Here is a 2369-nt window from a genome sequence, read left to right as displayed (position 1 = left end):
ACCGCTATCACCAAGATAACGTGTATGATTCCCCCGACGGCTGGAAAGGCGAAAAAACCGACCAACCATCCTATAACTAGGATTACGATAATTATCCATACAATGTCCCTCATAACTTTTACGGTTTTAGATTATTGGCCTAATATAGCAAAAAACCTAAGTTAGTTCCAGCCCATGGCCGTATAATCGATGAACTGTAAAATAGATGGCCGTAAACAACAATTTTTAATCTGTGAAGAGTCTAAATAATGGTAGGTTTAATTACACCATTGACCTTTTCATAATAGTACTACTAAACCTTCGTTTTATGAAACAGTGAAGCTTTCCTTGGTAACCTGAAGGAAGGTGGTTTTCCTATTAACGAGAAAGTCAACATCTTGATGGGGATATCTCTCAAAACATATCATTGTACTGGATTTTATCAGCGATGAGAAGGCCCGAAGGGTTTCGAGGCATTGATTGACAACTATAATCGTCTAAAGTCTAGATAATCCATAAATTTGGGGCAAGCGGATGTTAGAAGTTCGAATTCCATAAAACTGGAAACCACGTTATAAAGATTACTATACTGGAAAATTTAAAATCATGAAAGTGCATACCTATTTAAACTTCGAGGGCCAGGCCCAGGAAGCGTTCGATTTCTACAGGTCCGTCTTTGGCGGGGAATTTATTGCCCGGTTGACAATGGCGGATGGCCCCGAAAGCCAAAACCTCTCGGAAACTGAGCGGGAAAAAATAATGCATATTTCATTGCCTATCGGTGACGACACCGTTCTAATGGCCTCGGATATGGTGGAATCCGCAGGGCAAGGTCTCGTTAAGGGCAACAATGTGTTTATTATGCTCAGCCCGACGAGCAGGGAAGAAGCGGATTACCTGTTTAAATCACTTTCCGAGGACGGCGATACCGAGATGAACCTACAGAACCAATTTTGGGGGGACTTCTATGGAAGCTTGACCGACAGGTTCGGGGTAAAGTGGATGGTGAATTTCAGGGACCAGAACGAAGAGACCATGAAAGAACTGGAAGAACCCTACCGGATGAGACAAGTGTATCAAAATCAAAGCCTCCACAGATTACCTAAGCTTTTGGAAGGGTCCGAATTGAAGAACAGTATTTTTTCCTTAGTTCCCCCAATGAACTATGCGGAACATAAAATACATAGAGGTCCTGAATTTGGCCGTGGTAAGCAGAAAATGACCGAAACCATCGTACAATATTATGATCGACCGCCCGTTATTGTACAACGGTTTTTTGACCGAACGTCGTTCCTGTTTATTTTGGATCCCTTTTTTTTCGTAACCCTGAGAGGCCCAAAAAATAAATCCCGGTATGTCCTACCAAACCGACACATGCTCTTACAACCTAAACCCGTATCCCATGAAATCATTAATAGAACGTCATCCCGCCGTACGGGAAACTGAAAGGAACGCCTTGGTATTGCGACTGGAACGAAACCAAAAGGATGTAGACCGCTTCCGGGACCAATTGACATCGTATCTCTACGAACCCAAGACCCCCGGTCTTTTCGAGCGCAGGGAGGGCTTGCGGGACGGGCTGGAGGACATGACCAGGACCAACACCGAAATCATTGCTTCCCTAAGGGAAAAAAAGAGGCTTGTGGATTCCTATCTGGAAAGTGCCAGACGGCAACTTGCCAAATTCATCCTGTTGCACGGAAGTATGGAAGAGTACGTCATGGGCGTTATGGTAACGCAAAGGGCCCTGGAACAAACTTCGTAATTAAAACGGGGGCCATCGGGTGGAAAAACATAACTATCCCTAAGTTAAAGCTGTCTGGGGCGTGCAACCCCAAAAGTTAAAATCAATTTAACCCGAAAAAATAAAAAAAGGGTATCTTACGTTAAGAGACCCTTATAAGGCTACATCAGCAATTCGTAGAACACACGAACCAGGAAATTCCTTGAAAAAAATTAACGCACCCAAAGCACCGTTAGAACGAACGCAGGCAATAATTATTATAAATTCGATATTTATATTATTCCACTAATCGCCCCCCAATTGCTAACTTTTGCCTTTTGCATTTTCAATGAACCAGAGGTTAAAAAGCAGAGAAGATCTGGCGGTAAAACATATATTTTTTAGAATAATCAGGTTTTGAGACCGAAATGCAACCGAACTTTTTCCTACCCATTGGAATCCCGTCAATTCGAGATGTCGGAACGCTCTATCGATGCCACAGTTTTCCTGCTAGAGGTGTACGATTGTTGTTCAAGTACTTCTTGAATGCAGAAATGAAGTCAGTTAGAAAAATCTGGGTGATTTTATCTTTGTGATTTGCGAAATCCACTGGAACCTTAGGAAAATTTCGTGGGTTCCCGAGTTATAGCTACTCAACCCTCCGATG

3 protein-coding genes are annotated in these 2369 nt (G+C 42.8%); 2 read left to right on the top strand and 1 reads right to left on the bottom strand.

Features of this window, described 5'->3' with window-relative positions; all coding sequences use genetic code 11:
* Positions 1 to 113, bottom strand: a 113-nt coding sequence (locus ACEW8S_RS10535; protein WP_373518113.1) for a lmo0937 family membrane protein, incomplete at its 3' end; no start/stop codon positions are given.
* A gap of 472 nt (positions 114 to 585) precedes the next feature.
* Here ACEW8S_RS10535 and ACEW8S_RS10530 point away from each other — a divergent pair.
* Together ACEW8S_RS10530 and ACEW8S_RS10525 are read left to right on the top strand one after the other, a co-directional pair.
* Positions 586 to 1425 carry a VOC family protein gene (locus ACEW8S_RS10530; RefSeq protein ID WP_373518112.1) on the top strand — a complete coding sequence of 280 codons (840 nt, stop codon included), beginning with the start codon at positions 586 to 588 and terminating at the stop codon, positions 1423 to 1425.
* Complete coding sequence (locus ACEW8S_RS10525) at positions 1382 to 1744, top strand: hypothetical protein (protein WP_373518111.1); 363 nt, start codon at positions 1382 to 1384, stop codon at positions 1742 to 1744. The genes ACEW8S_RS10530 and ACEW8S_RS10525 overlap by 44 nt, the downstream gene beginning before the upstream one ends.
* The last annotated feature ends 625 nt before the right edge of the window (positions 1745 to 2369 follow it).

The organism is Pricia sp. (assembly GCF_041745955.1).
Classification (GTDB): domain Bacteria; phylum Bacteroidota; class Bacteroidia; order Flavobacteriales; family Flavobacteriaceae; genus Pricia.
The sequence above is the reverse complement of the archived record's forward strand: the minus strand, read 5'-3'. Positions and strand labels throughout refer to the sequence as shown.

Bases quoted from the DNA above. Each gene is read 5' to 3' on its own strand.
- ACEW8S_RS10530 (WP_373518112.1), top strand. From the start codon at position 586: ATGAAAGTGCATACCTATTTAAACTTCGAGGGCCAGGCCCAGGAAGCG.
- ACEW8S_RS10525 (WP_373518111.1), top strand. From the start codon at position 1,382: ATGAAATCATTAATAGAACGTCATCCCGCCGTACGGGAAACTGAAAGG.